This is a genomic window from Anaerotalea alkaliphila (genome assembly GCF_010179735.1).
Lineage (GTDB): Bacteria > Bacillota > Clostridia > Lachnospirales > Vallitaleaceae > Anaerotalea > Anaerotalea alkaliphila.
On sequence record NZ_JAAEEH010000072.1, the window covers coordinates 1 to 3,516 of the forward strand.

Genomic DNA, 3,516 nt, shown 5'->3' on the forward strand with positions numbered 1-3,516 from the left:
GGCTTATTATGGAAAGTAAGTGATAATGTTGAGTTGATCATAATTTGAATATGAGTACTCTATAAACCACTTACATTTCGCCACTATTTTTAATGATAAAATTTAGTTTGTTGAAAAGAACTTAACATAATATTTTATACTGTTCTTAGGAGGTGAACCATATGAACAGTAAATGTGTTGAGTTTCTTGAATTAATGCAAGCAGCCAGAAATCACATGGAGGAACAAGGTTTCACGTATACTTCTGTGACTTGCTGCATGCGAACGTGGCGCAGTGTTTACAACTTCGCAATTAGTAAAGGTATTGAACATTACAGCGCCGAATTAGCCGAGCAATATATGCTCGAAAAATACCAAATATCTATTGGAGAAAACTGCATTAACGAGTCTAGACTTTCGCCCTACTTGACACAAAGAGTACGTGCACTTCGAGCATTGACTGACTTCAAACTTCATGGTTTTGTGCCAAAATTGAAACCAGGTGAAGTAGTAGAATGGCCCGAAGCATACAGAGATGTATCAGAAAAATTTGTACATGAATACGAGGCCAATGGATACGCCAAATCAACTTGCCGGGCACATGAGTTGAATCTGTACCGATTCGTTTGTTTCTTGGATTCGAAGGGTGTAGAACCTAGTATGATCGAAGCAAATCATATCTATGACTATTTCAAGACTTTGTCCCATTTTTCTAGATCACATTTGGTGAATTTGCGGTTTACAACCATTCATGCTCTTCAGTATTTTTATGAAAAAGGACTCTGTCCTAAAGATATCTCAACCTATGTGCCCAAAATTTACTATTATGCCAAGGCAAAACTAGATAAGACGTGGAGTGAAGATGAAATTAGTCAGATGCTTAGTGCAATTGATCGCTCCAATCCACTAGGAAAAAGAGACTATGCAATTATGGCAATTGCAGCAAATTTAGGTCTCCGCACTGGTGATATTTTATGCTTGAAGATTGATGATTTTGATTGGAAAGCAGGAGTTCTAAACATCATACAACAAAAAACTGGAGAGCCACTGAGCTTACCACTATCTGAACAGATAGGAAAGGCAGTTATTGACTATTGGATGAATGGTCGTCCTGATACAATTGCATCTGAAATATTTGTTCAGCACACCTTGCCCTACCAGAAGTTATCTCAAGGGATCGTTTACCATATGTTCAATAAGTACTACGGTTCCAGTGGATTCCAATTCCCTAGTGGTAGAAAACATGGACTACACTCCTTCCGTCATAGTCTTGCAAGTAGATTATTAGAAAAAGATACTCCTGTGAATGTGATAGGAAATATTCTAGGACATGTGGATTCCAATTCTGCCTCATCATACTTACGGATTGATATCGAACAACTTCGTAAATGTGCTTTGGAGGTGCAAGATTATGAGTAATCAATATTTAAAGCCAATCCACTCGTCAGAAGTAAATAAGTTGTGCCTTGACTTCTTGGAGTTAAAACGCGCTACAGGACTGAAATACGAAACGGAAGCTAAGACATTACGTCAGTTTTCTAGGTACTGCGAGCAAAACTTTCTAGATTGTGAATTACCAGAAGATGTGGTCTATAACTGGATAAGCAATGCTACTAATCAAAGTCTGAAAACTCGGTCTAACAAAGCTAGTACCCTCATTCAATGGGCTCAGTATTTGTTCTCAATTGGATATATGCAACTGAAACTTCCTTGGATCAGACATTCTGCTAATACAGCCTTTGTGCCGCATGTTTTCACAGCTGATGAAATGAAAGCTATTTGGAATACAGTAGACAACATTCAACCATCAAAAACTTATCCGAATCGACATCTTTGCATTCCTGTTCTTTTTCGCCTCTTGTATGCCAGTGGATTACGAATTTATGAAGCCTTACAAATTACTTTGAGAGACATTGATTTTGAATCCAATGTAATTACGCTCCGACATACTAAGTTGGATAGAGAACGCTTAATACCAATATCAAAATCTATGGCTCAAATTATGAGATCATATGCAGTTGAACATAAACAAGAACTTGACGTTGATTCGCCTTTTTTCTATTACAGACGTGGAGTGCCTCTAGTACCAGGCTCTATCTATGGACGCTTCAGAATCACACTTCATAAAAGTGGTATTCCTTACGAGGGAAAGCTTAGGGGCCCAAGACTTCATGATCTGAGACACACATTTGCAGTAAATGCCATGAATCGTTTGACTGAAGAAGGTTATGATCTCTACGTAATATTGCCGATTTTATCCACTTATCTTGGGCATTCAAGTATAAAATCAACAGAACGATATTTGCGCCTAACGGAAGAACGTCTATCAACCATAGTTGACAGTGTCCAAACCAATATACCTGATGTATTTCCGGAGGTGATTGAAGATGCGGAATTTTGACACTTTCGGATATTACCTCAATAAATATCTTACGGTGTATTTGCCTGGACAACGAGGATTGTCAGTCAATAGCATTCTTTCTTATAGGGATGCTTTTACACTTATGATTATATTTTTGAAAACTGAAAAACAAATAGTACCTGAGAGACTACCGATGTCATTCCTTACAAAAGATCTTATACTTGAGTTCATGGGCTGGTTAGAAAACACACGCGGATGTAGCATATCTTCACGTAATCAACGATTTGTAGTTCTCCGCACCTTTTGTAGATGGCTTGCTACCGAGAATCCTGAATTCCTAAAATTGTCTGAGGATATTTTTAGTATGAAAGTGAAAAAAGCGCCAAAACCTGCTATGACATATTTATCTGCAGAAGCTATGAGGTGTCTCCTGTCTCAGCCTGATTCATCCACAACAGACGGTTTGAGAGACCTAGTTATGTTAGCTCTAACTTATGACACAGGTGCAAGAGTGAGCGAAATAACCGAGTTGAAGTTCAAAGACATACGTTTTGCAACTCCGCCTATAGCAACATTAACTGGCAAAGGCAATAAGACAAGAATTGTTCCACTACTCCCGCAAACGGTAAAATATCTTACTGAATATGCTGCAAGATGCCAACTAGACATATCCTCTGTACAGGAGCGATACATTTTTACCAATAGATCCAGTGAAAAGCTTTCACGTGCAGGAGTGAAGTACATTTTAGATAAATACGTCAACGCTGGTCGAGCCAGCAACCCGGTTCTGTTTCCAGATAAAATATCTCCTCATACATTGCGGCACAGCAAGGCAATGCATATGCTACAATCGGGAGTCAATATCGTATACATCCGGGATATCTTGGGGCATTCTGACTTAAACACAACAGAACGCTATGCTAGAGCTGATACAGTAATGAAGAGAGATGCTTTAGCTAAAGCTGAAATCACAATGCCAGAACCTGTTATTTCTATTCCAGAGAATCCTCTTGCTTTTACAGATCACTGTATTGAAGATGACATGGCTGAGTGGTTAAGAAATTTTAGCACTAAAAAATAATGTGAAGTAAGTGACTCTGTAAAGATTGAAAAGCATCGATTTTTAACGGTGCTTTTCTTTTTACTCAACATTATCACTTACTTTCCATAAAACGC

At 38.3% G+C, this 3,516-nt stretch carries 3 protein-coding genes; all 3 read left to right on the forward strand.

Annotation, left to right across the window (positions count from 1 at the left end; translation table 11 throughout):
• Positions 1-161: 161 nt before the first annotated feature.
• The 3 genes from GXN74_RS14085 to GXN74_RS14095 are packed head-to-tail and all read left to right on the forward strand — an operon-like array spanning position 162 to position 3,421.
• Positions 162-1,397, forward strand: coding sequence for a site-specific integrase (locus tag GXN74_RS14085; RefSeq protein WP_162371569.1), 1,236 nt, complete (start codon positions 162-164; stop codon positions 1,395-1,397).
• Positions 1,390-2,379 (forward strand): tyrosine-type recombinase/integrase, encoded by a 990-nt coding sequence (locus GXN74_RS14090; RefSeq protein WP_162371570.1) that lies wholly within the window; start codon positions 1,390-1,392, stop codon positions 2,377-2,379. The genes GXN74_RS14085 and GXN74_RS14090 overlap by 8 nt, the downstream gene beginning before the upstream one ends.
• Entirely contained in the window at positions 2,366-3,421 is a 1,056-nt protein-coding gene (locus GXN74_RS14095; RefSeq protein WP_162371571.1) for a tyrosine-type recombinase/integrase, read from the forward strand. The genes GXN74_RS14090 and GXN74_RS14095 overlap by 14 nt, the downstream gene beginning before the upstream one ends.
• Positions 3,422-3,516 lie beyond the last annotated feature (95 nt).